The organism is Pectobacterium nicotianae, assembly GCF_023272715.1.
Lineage (GTDB): Bacteria > Pseudomonadota > Gammaproteobacteria > Enterobacterales > Enterobacteriaceae > Pectobacterium > Pectobacterium brasiliense.
Genome location: NZ_CP096821.1, coordinates 3,691,595 through 3,712,029, shown reverse-complemented (window position 1 = coordinate 3,712,029; position 20,435 = coordinate 3,691,595). Strand labels below are relative to the sequence as shown.

Below are 20,435 nucleotides of genomic sequence, written 5' to 3'. Positions count from 1 at the left end.
TTTTTTCGTTATCGTTTAGCTTACGGGAAGGATATTGACCCAGTAACGAGTAATGTATTGAATTTTAACAGGAAGTGTTTTCTCGATGATCTGTAACACCGTATCGGTATTTTTCAGCGGGAAGGTGCCGCTTAACCGCAGCGTCGCGACCTCTGGGCTACAGCGCAGTACGCCGTGACGATAGCGCGATAGCGTCGCTATCACATCGCCGAGCGGCTTATTGCTGAAACTGAGAATGCCCTGCGCCCAGTTGCTGTCTTCTTCCTCTGCGGATTGGATTTCATCCAGAGCCCGCGCGCTGAAGCGCAGGCTTTCGCCCTGACGCACGATGCGCTCTTGGGCCGGATCGTCGGCCAGTACGACTTTCACCGCATGATGTTGCACGCTCAGTAGCGTGCTGTCGGATTCCTGACGGACCGTAAATTCAGTGCCGAGTGCGGTCAATTGCCCGTGTCGCGTTTGCACGTAGAAAGGGCGGCTGCTGGCATCCTGTCCGGTGGTAATCGCGATTTCGCCGTACCAGAGGTGAATACGCCGCTGCTGTGGATCGAAGCGAACATCGACGGCGCTGTCGGTGTTCAGCGAAAGCAACGTTCCGTCTTCCAGACGCTGCTGACGGATTGCCCCTTTCGCCGTGGTGTAATCGGCGCGAAGGCCCGTTCCGGTGTCGGAACGCCAAAGCTGCCACCCGCCACCAACGCCTAACAGCAGTAAAAGACTTTTCATCACTCGGCGGCGAGTAAGCTGCGTATCCTGAAGGGCGCGGTGAGCGACGTTGCCAGGCACGACGTTCATCTGGCTGCGCAGATTTTCTACCTGCGACCAGGCCCACTGGTGATCCCGATTTTGCGCATACCACTGCTGCCATTTCTCAGTTTGCTGGGGGCTCACGCGTTCGTCGCTCAGTACCGCATACCAATGCGAGGCGGAGCGCAAGGCCTGACGCTGGGAATCGGTTAGCGTCAGGCTCACAGCCCGTGCTCCAGACGGAACAGCAGGCAATGCTCCGTGGCTTTGGCAACGTATTTTTTGACGGAACTGATGGAGACATTCAGCCGTGTGGCGATCTCGCCGTAGGCCATGCCATCAAGCTGGGAAAGCAAAAACGCCTGTCGTGCTTTGTGGCTCAGGCCGTCGAGCATGAGATCCACCTGCTGGAGCGTCTCAAGCTGCTGTTGCTGGATCTCTGGTGAGGGCGCAAGCGCCTCCGGCAACTGCGCCAGCCTATCCAGATAGGCTATCTCCAGCGCATTGCGGCGAAAGAGATCGACCATCACGCGTTTGGCAACGGTACATAGAAACGATTTAGGATCGCGGATTGCGGTCAGCGACTCGCCGTTCATCACGCGCAGGAAGGTGTCCTGAGCAATATCATCGGCGTCAAAGGAGGATTGGAGCTTGCCCGTTAGCCAGTGCTTCAGCCAGCCGTGATGCGAACCATAGAGCGATTCGAGCGTCAGTTCAGCAGAGGGCGTGGCGTGGTCAGATATCATGGGCAGAAATAGAAAAAACGTATCGACGGTCAATAATAGGGCGCTATGTTAATATGATAATGGTTCTCATTACAATTAAATCACAGCGCGATAGCGATAAGAAAAAAGTGATAGAAAGCAACTGGCTGTTTTCTAAGGTAAATAGGAAAGCAAATAGAAAAGTAAATAGCGATGTCGCCTTTGCCTGAGAGGCGCTGTGGAACTCGACGGTTACCGATGTCTTAAAATCAGAATTATTTGAGATATCGATACATTGTCGAGAAGGGTTGTGTGCTATGTTGGATTTCTCATAATGATGCTGCGTCACTCCTATGAAAAAAAGCCTTCTAGCCTATTTTCAAACGCTCTATTTTAAGAAAAGTTTTTTCTTATTATCCTCCAGCCTGTTTTTTACTTTGGTTGCGCTTTTTGCGTTAGTGCTTGCGGTTTATTCGACATTTTCGCTCAGACAGTTTGAAAGTGAAGTGGATGATTTTTCTGATGTTACGGTTGAACATGCCGGGAAAATCATTCAGCAGGCCACATCCGCACTCGATATTTTAGAAAAAAACTATCCACCTTATTGTGATAGTCCGCATCTGGATTTATTGCGTAAAATTGCTTACGACAATGATTATATCCAGGATGTGGTCTATATCGATGGGAATCGGCCTCGCTGTTCTTCGATGCTGAGTGACATTAATTCGATGTTTCTTCCATCGCCCGATTTTCACTATAAAAATAGCTATAATATTTGGTACAAAATCGAAAGTCCGCTGAATAAAAATAAGCCGATGATTTATGTCGGCGCAACGCGTCATCTTGTGGTGCTAAATCCACGTTCATTTCTGGATGTCCCCTCCTACAGCTATAATATCCAGTACGCATTACTGGAAAAAAATAAGCTGGACGGTCGAGTTATTCTGTCGGACTCGATGAGTAGCCATATTTATTCCCGTTTGACTTCAGGGGGAAATAACCCCGATAGATTTTATATTGACGATAAATATTATGTCTTGAAACCCCTGCCGGATAGCGATCTTACTTTAGTAGTCCGGGCGGATAAACCTGCGAAATTTTCATTCTACCTAACGATTTTTTTCTCTGTTTTTCCCATTTTTATGCTGATGTCTCTGCTGCTATCAGAGATTATCACCAGAAAATTCCTGGTAATTCAAAGCCCGCGCTATGTTCTCAATCAGGCGCTGAGGCAAAAAGAATTTGAATTACATTATCAGCCGATTATTAAATTGGATACCGCTCAGGTCGTGGGGTGCGAAGCGCTGATTCGCTGGCGTCATTCGGACGGTCACCTGATTACGCCAGACTCTTTTATTCCCATGATTCGTCAGGTTGGCTTGATGAAAGCGTTAACTTTATTCGTCATTAATGAGGCGCTACAAACGGCCAGCGTACTGAAAAAAAGTTACCCTGACATGTTTGTCTCTATCAATCTTGAGGCGGCCGAATTTGAGGATATGTCCGTTTTCAATTATCTCGTGGAGCAGGTTGCCATATACGAACTCGACGGTGCTAATGTTAATGTCGAATTAACCGAATCATCGATGATCGAACCCCAGAAAGCGGCGCCGATGGTGGAGCTGTATCAGCAACAAGGCATTGATGTCGCGATTGATGATTTTGGTACTGGCTATTCCGGGCTGTCGTATCTTGAGCGGGTAAAAGCCAATAAGCTTAAAATCGACAAATCCTTTGTTGGGAATATTAGTGACCATTCACCGACTGATATTGTGCTGTCTCATATTGTTAGCATGGCGCACTGCCTTAATCTGCATATTGTTGCTGAAGGGATTGAGACTTCGAATCAGGAAGCCTATCTGAAAAGCCTTGGTGTGGCGTATGCGCAGGGCTGGCTGTATTCCAAAGCGTTAACGCAAGAAGACTTGCTTGCGTTTCTGGCGGCAAAAGGTGAAACAGCGTCGGATGAGCCGTAAAGTCACGATAAACGCGCTTCACTATCAAAAATACGCATAAAAGGGTAAAATATCGAAAATATGGTAGTTACCTAATGATATTTATTACTTTTTTATTGTGAATTTTTCAGGAGTTTATCATGCAACAGTTACCTCATTGTCCAAAATGCAGTTCTGAATATACCTGGCAAGAAGGCGAGATGCTTAACTGCCCGGAATGCGGAAATGAGTGGTCGGCGGCAGGCGATGCGCCAGCGCAGGATGACGCTTTAGTGGTGAAAGATGCCAACGGTAACCTGCTGGCGGATGGCGATACGGTAACGGTCATTAAAGACCTGAAAGTTAAAGGTAGCTCAACGCCGCTGAAAATTGGCACCCGTGTGAAGGGCATTCGTCTGGTGGAAGGCGATCACAATATTGATTGTAAAATCGACGGTTTTGGCCCGATGAAGCTGAAGTCCGAGTTCGTGAAGAAAAACTGATTCGGATGTAATAACGCGCGCGTCGGCCTTCTATTTGAGCGGCGCGCGGCATTTTTTCACCTCTGGCTGGTTTTTTCACATCAGACAATCCTTTACCATAGCCTGTATTGATTTCTTACCTGGCTATACGGATATCTGATGCGTCATTTGGTTCGTTTTCTCCCTCTGCTCGTTTTGCTCTCGGCCTGTAGCAGTCAGCCGGCCCCTCCTCCCGCAGAAGCGCCTTCAGGTAATCCTTTTAAAGGTGGCTTCCTGCTTGAACCCGCACACAATGTTCATCCGCTAGGCGGTGATTTTGCGACTAACCCGGCTACCGCACGGTTTGTCGATAAAATGGTGCTGGAGCACGGTTTTAACCGTCAGCAGCTGCATGATGTGCTGGTGCAGGCGAAAAGTCTGGATTGGGTGATTCGTCTGATGGATAAACAAGCCCCGACATCGCGCCCGCCTTCAGGGCCGAACGGTGCCTGGAACCGTTATCGCAATCAGTTTATTACGCCAGACAACGTGCAGAACGGCGTGGCGTTCTGGAATCAATATCAGGATGCGCTACAGCGCGCCCAGAACATTTATGGCGTTCCGCCTGAGATCATCGTTGGCATTATTGGCGTTGAAACCCGCTGGGGTCGAGTGATGGGGAAAACGCGCATCATTGATGCCCTGGCAACGCTGGCGTTTGATTACCCGCGACGTGCCGATTACTTTGCGGGCGAGCTGGAAACCTTCCTGCTGATGGCGCGTAAAGAAGGCAACGATCCGCTCAGCCTGCGTGGCTCTTACGCGGGGGCGATGGGCTATGGGCAGTTTATGCCGTCATCCTTCAAGAACTACGCGGTGGATTTCGACGGCAACGGACATACTAACTTGTGGGATCCGGTGGACGCGATTGGCAGCGTAGCCAATTATTTCAAAGCACACGGATGGGTGAAAGGCGCGCCTGTGGCGGTGCAGGCAAACGGTCAGGCTCCGCTGCTCCCGAACGGTTTCAATACCCGCTACTCGCTCACGGAACTCCAGGCCGCGGGATTAACGCCACAGCATTCGCTGGCGGGATACAGTGAAGCCAGCCTGCTGCGGCTGGACATCGGCACGGGCTACCAATACTGGTACGGACTGCCGAACTTCTACACCATCACGCGCTACAACCACAGCACACACTACGCGATGGCCGTATGGCAGTTGGGTGAGGCCGTAGGCCGCGCACGACAGAACCAGAGCTACTAAGCTCTTCCCTTTACAGGCTGTCTCTTCGTCATATTTTCAATGCAGACGCAGAGACAGTTTCGTGCGCCATAACGCGGTTATTCATATGCTATACCGAATACGCGCCCGACGCAGGGCGCTCAGTCGCCGCCGCCCTGCGAACCCAGGCTTCTGGCATAAATTATGCCGCTGCGCGGTGCCATCGGCATTCGTGACCGCTAACCGAGCCGCCAGTGACGCGTTCCCTACGCGGCACTGGCTTTCGCGACGTCCTGTCGCTCACTCGGCGGTCACGCCCACCGCTGCATAATTTTTTACGCCAGATAACGACAACCCCATGAGCAGTCGCCGCATCGCATGCGATGCGAAATCTCACTCTTCCTAATCCTCCTTTTGCCTCAAATTTTCCCTGAATCACCCTCAATACAATCCGCATAGACACCAGCAGCGTCTTCATCGGACTATTCCTGCATAGGGTTCTTCCTATGGCGCAACAAACCGAGGCGATGAATGACGACGATGATGGTGGTGTTCCTGCTGGCTGGCGTGGTGAAAGGCGTGATTGGTCTGGGGTTGCCGACCATCGCGATGGGCCTGTTAACGCTGGTGATGCCCGCCGCCAGTGCGGCAGGGCTCTTGATCGTCCCTTCGCTGGTGACCAACATTTGGCAACTTGCCTGTGGCCCTGCCTTTCTCAGCCTGATTAAACGATTTTGGACGCTGTTTGCCGGGATCATTATTGGGACGTTCTGGAATGGTCTGCCGGCGCTGACCTCATCATCGTCATGGACGAGCGCGGCGCTCGGCGGCATTTTAGTGGTTTATGGCCTGTGGGGAATCATGGCGACGACGTTGCCGCAGCCGGGACGTCATGAAATCTGGCTGTCGCCGCTGGTGGGCTACATCACCGGCGCTATCACGGCGGCAACAGGCGTCTTCGTCATTCCTGCCGTGCCTTACCTGCAATGCCTGCGGCTCAATAAAAACGATCTGGTGCAGGCGCTGGGGCTGGCGTTTACCGTTTCCACGCTGGGGTTGGCGCTACAGCTGATGCAGGGGATGGGGCTACAGGGCATCAATCTCTGGCAGTCGATGCTGGCGCTGATTCCCGCGCTGCTGGGCATGATGATGGGGCAACGCCTGCGCCACGCGATTAGCGAAGCGGTTTTCCGGCGCTGCTTCTTCATCGGGTTGATAGCACTGGGCGGATACATGGCGGCACGCGGGCTACTTTAACCTGCTGCGTTCTCTGTCGTAATAAACGTCACGAAATCCTGAACATAACCGGGCAGTGCGGAAAACTGGCGGGAGCAGACCACCAGATTACGCGTCGCCCAGTCGTCTGCTAGCGGGATCGTGCGAATCGCCAGCCGTTCCATCATGCGCTGTGCTGCATGTCGTGGAAGAATGCCAATACCGATACCGCTGTGAATCACCTGCGTGACGGCGTCGAAGCTGGCAAGACGCACGCGGTAATTGAGGCGTTTTCCTAACCTTTTGGCATGTTCGTCAATGTGTTCCTGCAAAGCCGCGCCTTCGCTAAGCCCGATAAATTCGGCGTCGGCAATGGCGGAAAAGGTGAGCTGCTGTGCGCCAGACCAGATGCTATCACGGGGAACGACAACCACCAGTTCGTCCTGACGAAACGGGCGCGTTTCCAGCCCGTCGAGCGGCACGGAATCGGCCACAATGCCAAGATCGGCGGTTTGATTGCGAATCGCATCGACGATATCGCGACTGAGTTTTTCATTCACCGCCACGGATATCTGCGGGCAGACCACCAGATAGCGGCCCAGCAGGGCGGGCAAATATTCATTCAGCGCCGCAGAGTTGCACAGCAGCGGAATATGGCCGCGCAGCCCTTTGCTGTACTGGTGTAATTCGCTGCGCATATGGTCTACCTGACGCAGGATAATATGGGCATGGTGCGCCAGCGAAAAGCCCGCGTCGGTGAGTGAGACACCCGCCTTTGAGCGTAGCAGCAGCGGCACGCCAAGTTCATCTTCCATTCCCCGGATTCGCTCACTGGCGGCCTGCACGGTCAGGCTGGACGCCGCTGCGCCACCGGTAATGCTGCCTGCTTTCTGAGTATTGAGAAACAGCCGGAGATCGGTTAAATCGAATCGCATAGAGGGAGTCTGTCTCGGAGAAGCCGATACCCCTATTATGGTCATGAGTCAGGGCGACGGCAATCGCCCAGCCTGCGACTTACTGAAACTCCACGCGATTTCTGCCTTTTTCCTTGGCCTGATAGAGCGCCGCATCTGCGGCACTGTAGAGCGCATCGAAACGGGTTTTCTGTGGGGCCCAGCTGACGCCAAAGCTGGCGGTGACGCGCTGTTGCGGCAGTACGCTGAGCGGCATTCTGTTGAGATCCTGATGCAGGCGGCTGGCGAGTGAGACGGCCTGCATGAGCGTGTGCCCTTCCAGCAGAATGGTGAACTCTTCACCGCCGACACGACCAATGCTGCTGGTGGTATTCAGCACGTTCTGCACGCGCGAGACCAGATCGCAGATCACGGCGTCGCCGGTGGGGTGACCATAGGTATCATTCACCTGCTTGAAGTGATCGATATCCAGCACGATGAGCGCGGCCTGATTGCGCTCCAGCGCGTGGTTGATGCGTTCAATAATCGCGCCGCGGTTATACACGCTGGTCAGCGGATCGTGGCTGGCTTTGTATTCCAGCTCGACGGCCAACTGATTGAGCTGCGCGTTCAGACGGTTCAGCTCTTTCTCCGCCCGGTCGCTGCGTGAAATCAGGCGGTGCGACTCGCGTACTAGCCGCTGATAGTGGTCGGTTAATGCCAGCAGCGTGTCGCGATAGACTTCGGCTGGCCTTTCCTGCTGGTTAGCGATATTGCGCGCGGCGAGCAGAATGTCGTATTCCGGTGTAAACAATTCAATTGTGCTCATGATTATCACTCAAAATGGTGCTGTGAAAGGTCAGGGCAGGGAAATCGATGTGAAGCTCTTCACCAAATTCTTCCGCAATGTCGTCGTCTTTGTCGTAATACCAATACAGCGCAATCGAGAGCGTCTGTTCCGCAGCCTGATTAAGCAGATTGAATAAACTGAACAGCATCTTGGTGCTGGAACTGTTGAAATAAATCAGGGAGACGTGAATTTCGATGCTCGGCAGTGCTTCATCCGGCGGCATCGTTTCGGCGTAGGCCGTCAACGCGTCCATATACGCCTGAATCTCGGTGAGCAGCGGGCGATAAAACGCCGCGGCGTTCTCAGGGTAAGATTCGCCGGAAAGATAGAGACGGTGTGTGTCAAAGTGAAAATCAACCGTCGGGGTACAGGATGTCCCCGAAATATGGAGGTTGCTTAGGGTTGTTATATTTTTCATGTCAAATGATTGCCTTCAGATAAAACGTAGATAGCCCCGTTGATACATCGGCCCGAAACGTAAACTGGAGTGGCTCACTGGCATCCCGCGCGACGGTCAATAGCCCCATGTCCGCGCCTTTGCTTGATGACGGGGTTTCATCACGCAGAGAGACTTTGTAGGCGAGTCGGATTTCATCAAGCGTCATGCCGCGCAGCGGTTCAAGACGTCCCCGCAGCGTCTCGACATCGTCGGGGTGTATCGGGTTGGCGCACAACAGGAAGTATTTCCCATTTTCGTAACCCAGACACACGGAGCCATGACGGACTTCGACGGTGTGATCGAGCGCGGTTAACGGTGCAGCGGAATAGCGGGTAATGTTCTGCACCATTTCGACGAACGTAGAGAACAGTCGGCGACGGATGCCGGCAGGAAGCTGCTTTTTCTCCAGCTGTAGCCGCATAGTTTCGGCCAGTGAACTGATGATGTTTTGTGAAAAATAGCCCACGTAATACAGCGTGATGTCATGCTGGTGTGAGGGCGAAAAAAATTCAGTGTATTTGATGTTTGGCATCATTCTGTCTGCCTGATTAAACAAAAGTCGAACAATGTCGGAAGCCCCAAAATGTTAAATCGTCTCGCCGGGTCTGATCGCCCTGGTAGATCTTGTGTGCCGACAGGAGCTGGTTAGCCAGTTCGCGCATCGGCTGATGTTGATGGTGCTGGAGGTACTCCTGTAGGCGACGTTTACCAAACATAATCCGGCGTTCCCCGCCGATTTGATCCGTCAAGCCATCCGTGGTGGTGAAGAACATATCGTTATCATGAAGCGGCAATTCATAGCTCGACCACTGGTAGTCATAAGGCGTTTCGGTGTAGCCGACCCCCATACGATCGCACTGGAGCGGCGTCAGTTGTCCGGTACCGCGTTGCAGCATGAAGGCGGGCATGCGCGCGCCGGAAAACGTCAGTGTGTTGCGCGTCATATCGCAGAACACCAGCATCGCGTCGCAGCCGTCGTTAGAGGTAGAAAGCTGACGCGCTTCGTCACGCTGCCCCAGCGTATCTTTGATATGACGGTTGATCGCCTGTAATAGCTGCGCTGGCAGCATCGGGCCGTGCTGTGTTAGCGCCTGTTCCAGCGCGGAAGAGAAAATCAGCGTCATGAATGCGCCGGGTACGCCGTGTCCGGTACAGTCCGCGACGGCGGCAAGCCAGCCGTTCTGATAGGTTTTAAAGGCATAACAGTCGCCGCCGACACAGTCTCGCGGTTCCCAGGCTAGACACCAGTCGGCAAGCGTGCGGGACATCGCCTGCGTTGACGTTGTCAGCATCGCTGTCTGAATCACGCTGGCATATTCGATGCTCTGCATAATTTGCTGATGTTGGCGCAGGTGCATATCGGAGACGGCCTTGATCAGATCGATGCCTAATCCGATACCGATATAACGCCCGTTCTCGGTGATCATAAAGCCGTCCGTCAGCGATTTATCACCGGTAATCACCGTTTGATCGGCGACGTCGTTCAACGATGCCAGCGCGTCGATAATCAGCGGGTTTTTATCCATAAACGCGATACAGCTCTTTTTGTCGTACAGCTCACGATAAAAAGGCCGAGACATCTGCGAGAGAAAAATATGGCGGTTGATGAGGCCGAAAGGGCGTCCATCCTCCACGACAGGCAGGCTGACCCATTCTTTATTCTTACTGAACAGCTGCAATACGGTGGCATTGTCGGTGTCAGGAGAAACATCCGGCAGAGGAATACAAAGATCTCGCGCCACCGGTGTACCCCGGAGGAGTGGTCGGGCGCAAGGAACGGGCATGGCGATCATGGTTAATCTTTGGGCGGATTTATCTTTAAGTCAAAATACCTGCCCTTGATGACCAAATGATGACAACTCCCCGTTTTCGGTAAGGCTATTGCGCGTCCAGTACGTTTGCCATGATCTGATTTTGCCAGTCGAAGTAGGGGTTAAAGGTCAGGCGCACATGGGTTTTGCCATTTTCCACGTATCCCCAGTCGGAATACCACAGCGTGCTGCGATCCTGACAGGTTTTTAGGTCGTTCAGGGGTTGGCCGTTGGCGCAGATGACGATCGCTCCGGTTTTGCCGTATTCCTTATTGTCTGGTGAGAACAGGAGCGACATGTGCGAGAACTGGCTGATGCGCCAGTCGGGCAGCGAGCCTGTCCGCACCAACACGCGTGAGGAATGGATACCGGCAGGGCGATCGCCATACCAGATCAGACGGCTGCGCGGGTGGGTAAACTGTTTATCGAACGTGTCGACAATGTACGTTGTATCGACGACGGAATCATGTTCCGCCAGCACGATTAGCACCGGTTTGTCATAAGACTTTTTGGCAAGCTCTGAACGCACCCCACTGCTGGAATAATAATATTGGGCGAAACCGTTGGTCGGCACACGCATATAGCGGGTTGCCAACTGCTGAGGATAGCCAGGGCGCGGCGGCATCAGCCAGTCGGTAAACACGGACAGCAGCGGCGTCATGAAGTCGTATTTTTCATTGGATTTAATCGCGGGCGAAAACAGCACCAGCCCTTTGATTTCAGGGTGTTGCAACGCGTATTCCAGCACCAGATTGCCACCGGTGGAAAAACCGCCCAGATAGACCTCATCGACTTCTTTACTGAGAATAGCGGCCTGTTCGGCGACGACTTCGCGCCAGTCATCGACGGTGACGTGCAGCAGATCGGATGGCTGGGTGCCATGCCCCGGTAACAGCACGGTTCTGACCAGAAATCCCTGTTCGACCAATTTTGGGGTGATGTCAGTGAATGAACCGGGTGAATCTCCCAATCCGTGCACCAATAAGATGGCTTTCTGTGGCTGACCGAGGGGGCGGGTTTCGCTGGGGGTGTTCCAGCGTAATTCCAGCTGTTTATCCGTGGTTTGGAAGGCGCGGTGTTGTTCTACCCAACGCGTCGTGTCTTGCTGATAACGCTCGAATGACGTTTGCCCTAGTGGCGCGATGTCGCGCGAACTGCTATTGCATCCCACGATAAAAAGCACACCGACCAGAGTGAACAGGCTCGCCATCACCTGCTTCCAGGTGGTCCACGAAACGAACCGGAATACGTTTATTGTCATTTATGCTCCTTGCCTATTGGGCAACATCAATCTGCTCGCGAACGGGGTAATGGCGTTTCGACAACACTATATCTGAAATTATTTCGCGTGCAGATTGCTCAACGTGCTGCGCTGTATGGCTTCATGTTATACTTCGGACAACTCTGGCGTTTTTTCTGTCTTTTGGTCAGGCCAATATTGCGGTGGCCGATGTTGAATAAAGGGATGGCGGTATGCGTTTATATCAGCAGATTGGCGACAATCTTCGCGCGGAAATTCTGAAGGGAAACTATCAGATTGGCGACCGCTTGCCTCCCGAGCGTGATATTGCTGAAACCTACAACGTCAGCCGCAGCGTGGTGCGTGAAGCCCTGATCATGCTGGAACTGGAAAAGCTGATTGAGGTGCGTAAAGGCTCTGGCGTTTATGTCATGCAACTGCCAAGCGCGCAGGGAAAAGACAGCGTGGTGGACAGCGGCTATGGCCCCTTCGAGCTGATGCAGGCGCGTCAGTTGCTGGAAGGTGAAGTTGCGGCGTTTGCCGCGATGCAGGCGACCAAGAGCGACATCTTAAAAATGCGGCAGGCCATTGAACAAGAACGGGCATCGCTTGAGAACGGCAGCGTGGATGAAAGCGCCGATGAACAATTCCATTGCCTGCTGGCGCAGTCCACTCAAAACAGCGTCTTAGCCAATATGGTGTATGAGGTGTGGCAGGCGCGTAAACGCAGCCCAATGTGGCAGGGCATTCACTCCCATACCGACGATTTCAGCTATCAGCGCCAGTGGCTGGACGATCATGAAAAAATCCTGCGTGCCGTGTCTCGGCGCGATGTGAACATGGCGCGTCAGGCAATGTGGCAGCATCTGGAAAACGTAAAAATTAAACTGCTGGAAATCTCGAACGTGGACGATCCGGCCTTCGACGGCTACCTGTTCGAGTCTGTTCCTTCTCGTCTGGAATCCTGATTCCCCTGTATACCCGTCATACTTCAAGTTGCATGTGCGTTGGCTGCGTTCACCCACCCGAATCACTTACCTAAGTAAGCTCATCGGGATGTCTTCTCTTGCCGCCTTCCTGAAACTCGAATTATTTAGGGTATATGTCCCTGTATGAATTTTCTCTCCGGCATCGCATCGGTGTACGGAGAGAAAAGATATCAGACCAAATAACCCATTCCTGACTCTTTTCCTCACGGTTTCAGCCTAAATACGCATGATGTTAGTCCAAAATGCGAATTTTTTGTGTAATTGGTCAATCAATTCGTGAGTTTCGTTTGACAGCCTGTCCCGGTGAGGTAGGCTTTTCCTATTCTCGACGAAAACTAACAAGCTCGACGAAAACTCACTATCTTGACGAAAATAAAAGGGTAACTCGGTATGGAACAAACCTGGCGTTGGTACGGCCCGAACGATCCTGTCTCACTGGATGATGTTCGACAAGCCGGAGCGACCGGCGTGGTGACGGCATTGCACCACATCCCCAATGGCGAAATCTGGTCGGTTGAAGAGATTGAAAAGCGCAAAGCCGAATTGAAGGCAAAAGGGCTGGTATGGTCGGTGGTGGAAAGCGTACCGGTTCATGAAGAGATCAAAACCCAGACGGGGAATTATCAGCAGCATATTGCCAATTACCAGCAATCGCTGCGTAACCTGGCGCAGTGCGGCATCGATACGGTGTGTTATAACTTCATGCCTGTACTGGACTGGACGCGAACCGATCTGGAGCATGTTCTGCCGGATGGTTCAAAGGCGCTGCGTTTCGATCATATTGCCTTTGCCGCTTTTGAACTGCATATCCTTAAGCGTCACGGTGCTGAAAAAGACTACACGGCGGATGAACAGGCACAGGCTGCCGACTACTTCCGTGCAATGAGCGAAGAGGATATCGCGCGCCTGACAGGCAACATTATCGCCGGGCTGCCGGGCTCGGAAGAGGGCTATACGCTGGAGCAATTCCGCGGCCGTCTGGCGGAATATGATGGTATCGACCATGTGAAACTGCGCGAGCACCTTGGGTATTTCCTCCGTGAGATTGTGCCCGTTGCGGAAGCCGTTGGCCTTCGCCTTGCCATTCACCCGGACGATCCACCGCGTCCGATTCTTGGGCTACCGCGCGTGATGTCGACGATTGACGACATGCGCTGGCTGAAACAGACGGTCGATAGCCTGCATAACGGCTTTACCTTCTGCACAGGATCGTACGGCGTACGGGCCGATAACGATCTGGTGACCATGCTGGAAACATTTGCCGATCGCGTGCATTTCACCCATCTGCGTGCGACCTGTCGCGAGAAGAATCCCAATTCCTTCCATGAAGGGGCGCATTTGCAGGGGGATGTGGATATGGTGGCGATTATCAAAGCCATTCTGGCGGAAGAATTGCGGCGTCAGAAGGCGGGCGATCGCCGTCCGATCCCGATGCGGCCAGATCACGGGCATCAGATGCTGGACGATCTGAAAAAGAAAACCAACCCCGGCTACTCGGCAATTGGGCGGTTGAAAGGACTGGCGGAACTGCGTGGCGTCGAGCTGGCGTTGAAACGCACGCTGTTTACCGAATTGCAGCAAGGGTGATGAAATGAAACAGACCGTGCTTATTCAAGCACGGTCTGCAGGTGACTGATGCGTCGGGACCCCAGAGGAGGTATTAATTTATATGTGAATTCTGCTGGCAGAATTACAGGGCTTTAACGTTTGAACGGCTGACTTTGCAGTTCTTGGTATCCCATTGTTCGCCGTATTTCTCGGTCTTCCCTTTCCCTTTCTCTATACCTTTAAACTCTTCACATACAGGTGGTTTACCCGCTTTGTAGCCTTTAATACGCAGATCGCGGATTTCAGCGACATCGCCAAAGTTACGGTTTACGCCAGCGATGCTGTCGATGGTGCCGTTAACGGTTGCGCTGATGATAGTCAGGTTGCGTGGGCCACCGTTGTTGGTGCAGTCACCGCAAGAGCGCCACAGTTTGCCGTGCTGACCGGTCAGGGTGAAGTTGCCCTGTACGATAGTGTGGCTGTTTTTGGAGTTCTGCTGCAGCACTTTGTCTGGCTTGCCGCCAGGGCCATTGGTGGTGTTATGGGCAACACCGCCGACGATGGTCATGGTGTTACCCAGATTGGTTGCCGCATCTTCACAAACGTCTTCCCAGATCACGTTTTCAATACGGCAGTTGCCTGACTTACAGTGGATACCGTCAGAACCGCCTTTTTCAGAGATGCGCAGGTTCTTAATGGTGGCATTTTCCAGCGTGATAACAGGAGGCTGCTTATCACTGTCGCCTGAACAGCTCAAACCCAGAGTAATACCACCGCAGTCGACGGTTTTGTTTTTAATTACCGCACCCGCTTTACATTCTGGACTGGCTGCCTTAAGCGGCGCTGCACGCAATGGCGCAGGTGCCGTTGAGGCGGCATTAGATTTCAGAACGCTATTATTACCGCTAACGGTATCCACCCAATACCAATAGTCTGACTGTGGATTGGCGGTTAAATCGGTAAAGGTTCTGTCTGTGGAATTGAGCTCTGCGATTTTTTCGCTGCCTGCCTGAGCACTACTGGTGCTGCGATACACATCCTGGCGAACAACATTGCCTGCATCGGTAGACCAGCTTAAATAGGTGGCATTGTCTTTTTTCAGCAGCATCAACATGGTGTCATCAGCTTGAGCCTGAAAAGAAATAGCAGCGGTGCATAAAAATATCGGTGTTAAATACTTAAACATGTGTTTTTCCTTGTAAATTAAACGGATATTTTTTCTCTTTATTTATTCCAAATAAAGAGGGAGTCCTTGCGCATCGAAAAGGATTATATAGCAGAGAATATGAAATGAATAATAATTCGGCGAAATTGTTGAGGTTAATCAGATTATTTAATTTAGTCTGTTATTATTTTATTTTTAATTTTATTTCTCGTTTATTATATTCTGTTTAATTATTTCTTTTGGATTAATAAATATTCGGAAGGTTCTTATTAAGAGAATAAGAAAAGTGAAGGATGTAGCGAGGTGAAAATCTTATCACTCGCCTACGGCTGTGCGTGATGGGATTCGGTTTGTTTCCACGTTTCGTTGATGTGCCATTTACTTTTCTGGTGATAATTTAATCATGCATAAAACTGGATGCTTCTTTTAATAAACATTGGCAAATTTTTATGTAAACGGAATTTTATTACTCTACATATTCATATGCGACAATTTTTAGTTTCTATAAAGACGTTTCATTTTTCTTAATTAAGAAAAAAGAATGCGCCATTCTTTTTTAGTCACAAGAAATTGCGGATATCTATAAGGGAAGGTTTGACATGGAATATCAATCAGGCAAGCGAGTTTTATCACTATCATTAGGGCTCATCGGGCTGTTCAGCGCATCGGCATTTGCTTCTGACTCACGAACGGTGAGTGAGCCGAAAGTACCGTCTTCCTGTACGGTGCTTAAAGCGGACAGTAGCACGGCCACCAGCACCATTCAAAAAGCGTTGAATAATTGTGGACAAGGAAAAGCGGTAAGGCTGAGTACAGGAAGTTCGTCTGTCTTTCTGAGCGGCCCGCTTTCCCTGCCTTCAGGTGTCAGCTTATTAATCGACAAAGGGGTGACGCTGCGAGCGGTGAATAACGCCAAGTCTTTTGAGAATGCGCCATCATCCTGTGGCGTGGTTGATAAAAACGGCAAAGGTTGTGATGCATTTATTACCGCCACGAGCACGACAAATAGCGGAATCTATGGGCCGGGCACGATTGACGGGCAAGGGGGCGTGAAGCTTCAGGATAAAAAGGTGAGCTGGTGGGATCTGGCTGCCGATGCTAAAGTGAAAAAGCTAAAACAGAATACCCCCCGGCTGATTCAGATTAATAAGAGCAAGAATTTCACGCTGTATAACGTTTCCCTCATTAACTCCCCGAACTTCCACGTCGTGTTCAGCGATGGTGATGGTTTCACCGCCTGGAAAACGACGATCAAAACGCCGTCCACCGCCAGAAACACCGACGGGATCGATCCGATGTCATCAAAAAACATCACCATTGCCCACAGCAGTATTTCGACAGGCGACGATAATGTGGCGATCAAAGCCTATAAAGGCCGTGCCGAGACGCGCAATGTTTCCATTTTGCATAACGAGTTCGGAACCGGACACGGCATGTCGATCGGCAGCGAAACGATGGGCGTTTACAATGTGACGGTCGATGATCTGAACATGAACGGCACCACGAATGGCTTACGCATTAAAAGTGACAAATCGGCTGCCGGGGTGGTCAATGGCGTTCGGTATAGCAATGTGGTCATGAAGAATGTGGCGAAACCGATCGTGATTGATACGGTGTATGAGAAGAAAGAGGGAAGTAATGTGCCTGACTGGAGCGACATTACGTTTAAAGATATTACGTCCCAAACCAAAGGCGTGGTCGTGCTGAACGGTGAGAACGCGAAAAAGCCGATCGAAGTGACGATGAAGAACGTCAAACTGACCAGTGATAGCACATGGCAGATCAAGAACGTCACCGTTAAGAAGTAACGCGATTAAAAAATCGTTCTGTCATAGCAGCGCCGTGCGGGAAACCGTGCGGCGCTGTTATAACAAGAGCGAATTTAACGCTCACGCAGCGCTTCATTGACCTTATTCAGCGGTTTAATCAGATAGTCCATCACGCTTTTTTGACCGGTTTTTATCTCCACGCTAGCGACCATGCCGGGCACGATGGGGAATTTTTCCCCGGCTTTGTTGGTCAGCTCTGCCTGCGTGGTGCGCACATAGACTCGATAATAAAACTGATCGCGCCTGACTTCGTCCTGAAGGGTATCCGGCGACACGCTTTCGACTTCGCCCGTTAAATTGCCGTAGATGGAAGCATCATAGGCGGTGATTTTGACCGTGGCGGGCAAACCCGGCCGGATATAGGCAATATCGCGCGGGTTGATGCGGGTTTCGATCAGCAACTGATCTTCCAGCGGTACAATTTCCATCAGCTTGCCGCCCGGTTGCAGCACGCCGCCCACGGTCGTTACCTGAATGTCTTTCACAATACCGCGTACCGGTGACGTGATGGTAGCGCGCTTGAGCTGGTCGGCTTTTCCACTGACTACTTCCATCTGGGCTTCCAGATCGGCGTTGTTTTTGACCTGTTCTTCCCGCGCCCGTACGGCATATTGGTTGTTCGCTTCGTCGATTTTTCCGCGAATTTCGCTAATCTGACGGCGTAATCGAATCACCTCGACGGCGCTGGCGGCACCGCGCTGTACCAGCGGCTCCGTCATCCGCAGCTCTTGCTCCACCAGCCGCATAGACTGTTGCAGATTGGCGACCGTTTCATCGCGATTGCGCAAGCGTGATTCATAAAGCTGACGTTCACGTGCGGCTAGCGCTGGCTCCTTCATGGTTTCTTCGCTGAAGATTAGCGGTGCGCCGCTGAGCTCGGCGTGCAGGCGTTCGGCGGAGGCGCGCAGCGTTTGCACGCGGGAGAAGGCTTCGCCGTAGACGGACTGGAAGCGGTTGATGTCCAGCTGCGCCAGTACCTGACCCTTCTCGACAACGTTACCCTGCTGCACATAGATCTGCCCGATGATCCCGCCGTCCAGGCTTTCAATCACCTGTGCGCGGGTCGACGGCGTGACTTTGCCGCTCCCGACGGAAACCTCATCCAGTACGGCGAAGGTGGCCCAGATAAAAAACGCGATCAGCCCCAGCAGGCTGAGCCAGATAATGGCGGAGACGCGTCGCCCCTGGCGTTTCAGGTCATCATGGATAGTGATGCTACTCATTGTCTTTCCCCTTACGCCACGCTCTGTGCGGTGTCTGCCGGTTTGCTGACCGCTTTCAGGATCTGATCGCGCGGGCCATCCGCCACGATGCGCCCGCCATCCATGACGACCACGCGGTCAACCAACTTGAGCAGCGCTGGGCGGTGTGTCACCAGTACCAGCGTGCGTCCCGTGAGCCAGCTGCTTAGCTGGTGGATAACGTGGCTTTCCAGCTGTTCATCCATCGACGCGGTGGGTTCATCCAGCAACACGATCTGGGGATTACGTAACAGCATCCTGCTAAGCAGGATCATCTGCCGCTGCCCGCCGGATAAACCGCGCCCGCCTTCATGAATAATGCGATCCAGACTGGAAGCATCCTGTTGGATCAGGCTGAGCGCGCCGCTAATACGCAGCACCTGCAACAGTTCCTGCTCAGTCGCGTGTGGGTTGCCGAGCATCAGGTTTTGCCGCAGGCTGCCGAAGAACAGGCGCGATTCCTGTGACAGAAAACCCAACTGGCGGCGGACATCTGCCGGATCGATCTGGCTGATATCAACGCCATCAATAATGACCTTGCCGCGCGTCGCGGTGGCCTGATTGGCAAGCAGCTTGAGCAGCGTGGATTTCCCCGCACCGACCTTACCCAGCAGCGCCACTTTTTCGCCCGGTTTGATCTCCAGCTTGCCGACCTGCAAGGCGGTATCGCCCTTTTCGGGGTCGTAGCTGTATTGCACGTTGTGCAGTTGGAAGTGTCCTTGAAGGATCGGACAGTGCGCCATTTTTCCCTCTTCCGGCCGATCCAGCGGTTTTTGCAGGAGGTCATCCAGCCCGGTCATGGCGGTTTTCGCATGCTGCCAGCGGGAAAATACCATTGTTAGCTGCATGAGCGGGGCGATGGTACGGGAGGAAAGCAGGCTACAGGCCACGAGCGTACCGGTGGTGATATCGCCCGCCATCACCAGATAGCAGCCGAAGACCAGCATGCCAGCATAGGTGAGCTGTTGAACGGTCGATGCCCAGCCGCTGAGCCGTGCGCCCCATACGCGCTGCTTCATCCCGATAGCGGCGCTGACTTCGTGAGTTTGTTCCCACTGGCGCTGGAAGTAGGGTTCGGCCTGCAACGCTTTAATATCTTCGATCCCTTCAATGGATTCGACCAGCACCGCATTGCGCAATGCGCTTTCACGCATCCCTTCTTTGGCGAGCTTCGCCATCGGCCATTGCAGCAGCAGGCCGGGGATGACAATCAGCGGGATTGCCAGCATGGGAATAAACACCAGCGGACCGCCGATCATCGCCATGATGCCGAGAAACAGCAAAACGAACGGCATGTCGGCTGCCGCCCCGACGGTCGTCGAGGTCAGCAGTTCACGCACCTGATCGATTTCTCGCAGCTGTGAAATAAACGAGCCAGTGGATTTCGGTCGAGCCTCGTTTTTTATCGCTAGCGCACGGGCAAACAGCATCCCCGACACGTTAAGATCGATGCTTTTTCCCATCAGATCGGAGACGATGGTGCGTGATAAACGGATGGCATACTCTAATGCGGCGGCCAGCAGCACGCCGAAAAACAGCACCCACAGCGTGGGGATCGACTGCGCCGGAATCACGCGGTCATACACCTGCATGGAGAACAGAATCCCCGCCAGTGCCAGAACGTTACCCACGATAGACGCGAGAGAAATTTCCCCGATCTGTCGTTTTGCGCCGCGAAAGTGCTGCCAGAACCAGTGCTTGCGGTATGGTTTGACGAAATCATCGATGCGGGTATCGCGGCCACGTTCTGCGATGCCGACCAGCACGATAATCCCCTGACTGTGTTTGATGAGTTCTGTCAGTTCGGCTTCGCGTTGCAGGTCGCCGCCGTCATTCAGCCAGTAGGTGGCGATGCCTTCCTCATTCAATGATTCGATGACGATCACGCCGCCGTCATCGGTTTCCGCCAGTACTGGTAAGATCTTGTTGCGCCAGCGGAGCTTCTCCGTGTGGCGCAGGCTGATGCTCAGCCCCATCAGGTGGCTGATTTGTTCTAACTGACGGGCGATTGGCTGCTGTTCGTACCAGCGCATCTGCTGGCGTACCGACTGGATATCGACCACCTGTCCATAGTGGGCGGCGGCGCGGGCCATGGCGGCAATCCAGATCTCCGTTTTCGTTGCTTGTGTCATTGATATTCCTGCA

At 52.7% G+C, this 20,435-nt stretch carries 18 protein-coding genes; 7 read left to right on the top strand and 11 right to left on the bottom strand.

The genetic code is table 11. The annotated features are described in order from the left end of the window. Positions 1-15 precede the first annotated feature (15 nt). Together fecR and fecI are read right to left on the bottom strand one after the other, a co-directional pair. The gene (gene fecR, locus MYB54_RS16545) at positions 16-972 is read right to left on the bottom strand and encodes a ferric citrate uptake sigma factor regulator FecR (protein WP_014914471.1); all 957 of its coding nucleotides are present in this window, start codon (positions 970-972) and stop codon (positions 16-18) included. Continuing rightward, positions 969-1,490, bottom strand: a complete 522-nt coding sequence (gene fecI / locus MYB54_RS16540) for a ferric citrate uptake sigma factor FecI (RefSeq protein WP_043901961.1) — start codon at positions 1,488-1,490, stop codon at positions 969-971. Before fecI ends, fecR begins: the two co-directional genes overlap by 4 nt. A gap of 314 nt (positions 1,491-1,804) precedes the next feature. Between fecI and MYB54_RS16535 the strand changes: the two genes are divergently transcribed. The 4 genes from MYB54_RS16535 (at position 1,805) to MYB54_RS16520 (ending at position 6,327) form a co-directional block, all read left to right on the top strand. Continuing rightward, positions 1,805-3,427, top strand: coding sequence for an EAL domain-containing protein (locus MYB54_RS16535; RefSeq protein ID WP_014914474.1), 1,623 nt, complete (start codon positions 1,805-1,807; stop codon positions 3,425-3,427). Positions 3,428-3,546: 119 nt separating this feature from the next. Beyond that, the gene (locus tag MYB54_RS16530; protein WP_014914475.1) at positions 3,547-3,888 is read left to right on the top strand and encodes a zinc ribbon domain-containing protein YjdM; all 342 of its coding nucleotides are present in this window, start codon (positions 3,547-3,549) and stop codon (positions 3,886-3,888) included. A 138-nt stretch (positions 3,889-4,026) separates the two neighbouring features. Next, on the top strand, positions 4,027-5,112 hold the full coding sequence (mltB, locus tag MYB54_RS16525) for a lytic murein transglycosylase B (RefSeq protein ID WP_014914476.1): 1,086 nt from the start codon (positions 4,027-4,029) through the stop codon (positions 5,110-5,112). A gap of 489 nt (positions 5,113-5,601) precedes the next feature. Next, entirely contained in the window at positions 5,602-6,327 is a 726-nt protein-coding gene (locus MYB54_RS16520; RefSeq protein WP_205622685.1) for a sulfite exporter TauE/SafE family protein, read from the top strand. On the opposite strand, the gene MYB54_RS16515 is transcribed toward MYB54_RS16520, so the two are convergent. From MYB54_RS16515 to MYB54_RS16490, 6 genes are all read right to left on the bottom strand, one after another. Beyond that, positions 6,324-7,220 (bottom strand): LysR family transcriptional regulator, encoded by an 897-nt coding sequence (locus tag MYB54_RS16515; RefSeq protein ID WP_014914478.1) that lies wholly within the window; start codon positions 7,218-7,220, stop codon positions 6,324-6,326. The genes MYB54_RS16520 and MYB54_RS16515 overlap by 4 nt on opposite strands. Before the next feature lie 79 nt (positions 7,221-7,299). Continuing rightward, positions 7,300-8,007, bottom strand: a complete 708-nt coding sequence (locus MYB54_RS16510) for a GGDEF domain-containing protein (RefSeq protein ID WP_014914479.1) — start codon at positions 8,005-8,007, stop codon at positions 7,300-7,302. Continuing rightward, positions 7,994-8,446 (bottom strand): DUF1987 domain-containing protein, encoded by a 453-nt coding sequence (locus MYB54_RS16505; RefSeq protein WP_014914480.1) that lies wholly within the window; start codon positions 8,444-8,446, stop codon positions 7,994-7,996. The genes MYB54_RS16510 and MYB54_RS16505 overlap by 14 nt, the downstream gene beginning before the upstream one ends. Position 8,447: 1 nt before the next feature. After that, positions 8,448-9,002, bottom strand: coding sequence for a SiaB family protein kinase (locus tag MYB54_RS16500; RefSeq protein ID WP_014914481.1), 555 nt, complete (start codon positions 9,000-9,002; stop codon positions 8,448-8,450). 13 nt (positions 9,003-9,015) lie between these two features. Then, on the bottom strand, positions 9,016-10,260 hold the full coding sequence (locus tag MYB54_RS16495) for a SpoIIE family protein phosphatase (protein WP_043901823.1): 1,245 nt from the start codon (positions 10,258-10,260) through the stop codon (positions 9,016-9,018). A gap of 85 nt (positions 10,261-10,345) precedes the next feature. After that, complete coding sequence (locus MYB54_RS16490; RefSeq protein ID WP_014914483.1) at positions 10,346-11,539, bottom strand: alpha/beta hydrolase; 1,194 nt, start codon at positions 11,537-11,539, stop codon at positions 10,346-10,348. 212 nt (positions 11,540-11,751) lie between these two features. Here MYB54_RS16490 and MYB54_RS16485 point away from each other — a divergent pair, with 212 nt between their 5' ends. After that, positions 11,752-12,486 carry an FCD domain-containing protein gene (locus tag MYB54_RS16485; protein ID WP_014914484.1) on the top strand — a complete coding sequence of 245 codons (735 nt, stop codon included), beginning with the start codon at positions 11,752-11,754 and terminating at the stop codon, positions 12,484-12,486. 411 nt (positions 12,487-12,897) lie between these two features. Continuing rightward, positions 12,898-14,094, top strand: a complete 1,197-nt coding sequence (gene uxuA / locus MYB54_RS16480) for a mannonate dehydratase (RefSeq protein WP_014914485.1) — start codon at positions 12,898-12,900, stop codon at positions 14,092-14,094. A 103-nt stretch (positions 14,095-14,197) separates the two neighbouring features. Here uxuA and pelI read toward each other — a convergent pair whose 3' ends face one another. Beyond that, on the bottom strand, positions 14,198-15,241 hold the full coding sequence (gene pelI, locus MYB54_RS16475) for a pectate lyase PelI (protein WP_014914486.1): 1,044 nt from the start codon (positions 15,239-15,241) through the stop codon (positions 14,198-14,200). A gap of 578 nt (positions 15,242-15,819) precedes the next feature. On the opposite strand from pelI, the gene MYB54_RS16470 reads away from it, so the two are divergent. Continuing rightward, complete coding sequence (locus MYB54_RS16470; RefSeq protein WP_014914487.1) at positions 15,820-17,028, top strand: glycoside hydrolase family 28 protein; 1,209 nt, start codon at positions 15,820-15,822, stop codon at positions 17,026-17,028. 74 nt (positions 17,029-17,102) lie between these two features. Here the strand turns inward: MYB54_RS16470 and MYB54_RS16465 are convergent, their stop codons facing one another. Continuing rightward, positions 17,103-18,272, bottom strand: a complete 1,170-nt coding sequence (locus MYB54_RS16465) for an HlyD family type I secretion periplasmic adaptor subunit (RefSeq protein WP_039497311.1) — start codon at positions 18,270-18,272, stop codon at positions 17,103-17,105. 11 nt (positions 18,273-18,283) lie between these two features. Further along, positions 18,284-20,422, bottom strand: coding sequence for a type I secretion system permease/ATPase (locus MYB54_RS16460; protein ID WP_205604494.1), 2,139 nt, complete (start codon positions 20,420-20,422; stop codon positions 18,284-18,286). Between the last annotated feature and the right edge of the window lie 13 nt (positions 20,423-20,435).